Origin of the sequence: Kribbella orskensis (assembly GCF_004342085.1) — a bacterium.
GTDB lineage: Bacteria > Actinomycetota > Actinomycetes > Propionibacteriales > Kribbellaceae > Kribbella > Kribbella orskensis.
The window spans coordinates 1-1,634 of record NZ_SLWM01000067.1 but is presented as its reverse complement, the minus strand read 5'-3'; the positions used below and the strand labels follow the sequence as shown (position 1 = coordinate 1,634).

The window sequence follows — 1,634 nt, the reverse complement described above, 5'->3', positions numbered from 1 at the left end:
TCAAGCGCACTTTGCTTGACACCGGCGAGGACCGGCGCACCCTGACCAAGGCGGGAAACGAGCACCTCCTTGACACAGAGGGGAGCCATGTGCGGACGTTTCAGCGAGCAGTAGAGCGTTACGTCGTCGAGTTCCGTTTCAGCCCAGCATCTAAGTAGCGCTCGTAGGCGCCATCCGAGTCGGCCATGCATCGCAGGCACAACGGCTTTGTGCAGCGTGGCTGTTGCCGGGACAGTGGGTAGTTGCCGCCTCTGACTGGTCGGTGACCTGCTGCCGATGTTGTCAGCTCCTTTACCCCTGAGGCGAAGGCCTACGTAGACCGGGTGCAGAGCCGGCTCGTCCTGATCGACGGCAAGCGGTTGGCCGCCGAGATGGTGAAGCGGAATGTGGGCGTGCAGGCCGCGAAGTGCACGAGGTCAAACGCATCGACGAGGACTTCTTCACCGAGTAACCGACGAAGCAGTGACGAGAATCGAACTCGCGTCACCAGTCTGGAAGGCCGGCGGAATGCTGTCGAATGCTGCTTCAATGTCTGACTGTTGAGAGTTTGGGGTTGTGCGGGTGCCTGACTCCAAATTTCCTGGCCATGGGCATGGAGGTCGCCGTCGCTGACGTTCCGAATGCTCCACGAGGCGCACGCAGCGAGCCCCCCGGACGCCGACAATCGCATCTGTCCAGGTGGACACACTCAACTTGCAGAACCAGACCGAGAAGGTGGCAAGACTCTGAGGAGCACGTCGATGATCCGCTGGGGAAGCAGCTGAGATAGCGGACAACACGAACCCGCCTGGGCGCGAACAGGCTCCTATGATATTGCGCCGAAGTCTCAGGCCTCAACTGTCATTACGTGAGCTTCAGATGACCTCGGTAGACGTAGGTAACTGGTTCTCCGATGATGTCCTTGAAGTCGAGATGGCCGGTGGCGCCGGCGAAGCCGCCAGTGCCGCTGCCCGCAACGACTGGGTGTTGACAACGCCCGTGAATCTCCGTTCCATCAGTTTCAAACTTGGCTTCGAACCTGTAGGTAGTGGCGAACGTTCCTTCGAGACCACCATTGAGTCTGCCGACGAAGACCTCTTCCCCGGTCTCCAGGTAGGCGCCACTCGGCGTCACGTGGGCCGGGTCGGCTCTGGTGTACAAGCATCCGTCCAGACTGCCGGTCATATCGAGCCCTGGGTAGCTGACAAACTCCTCGTACCCCGCGGGCGGGGCAGGACAGGCGGCGGCGTCATACAACGCGTCGCCGGAGAGCTGGTTCGTCCCCGCTTGTGCAGACACAGGGAGCGCCATCAGTAGGCCCATCACCACCACGAACAGCAACGTGAGTCGTTGATTCTTCCTCTGCACGGTCTTCCCCCATCCGACAGGGGCGAACTCAGTCGCCCGCCAAATTTCAGCATCACGCAGGTAGCACGCCATGTCCATGGCCGCTAGCAGCGAAGACTCACCTGGGTCGAGGGAGACTTCCGTTCGCAAGGACATCAGGCTGCGTGGCCTACGGCGACGTAGTCGAATTCCGCTTTGGATCAACATCTACGTCTAAGCCTCGATCCACCGATGAGGGCGTTTGAGGGAGCGGGTCGGAACGCGAGAATGCCCTTACGTACTGGAAGAATTTGACTTCTCTAGGGTCC

Annotated in this window: 1 protein-coding gene; it reads right to left on the bottom strand. The window is 60.3% G+C overall.

Going from position 1 to position 1,634, the window contains the following annotated elements:
* Positions 1-843 precede the first annotated feature (843 nt).
* A complete protein-coding gene (locus tag EV644_RS44295; RefSeq protein ID WP_132197864.1) occupies positions 844-1,476 on the bottom strand; it encodes a DUF3224 domain-containing protein in 633 nt (210 codons plus the stop codon).
* Positions 1,477-1,634: the final 158 nt, after the last annotated feature.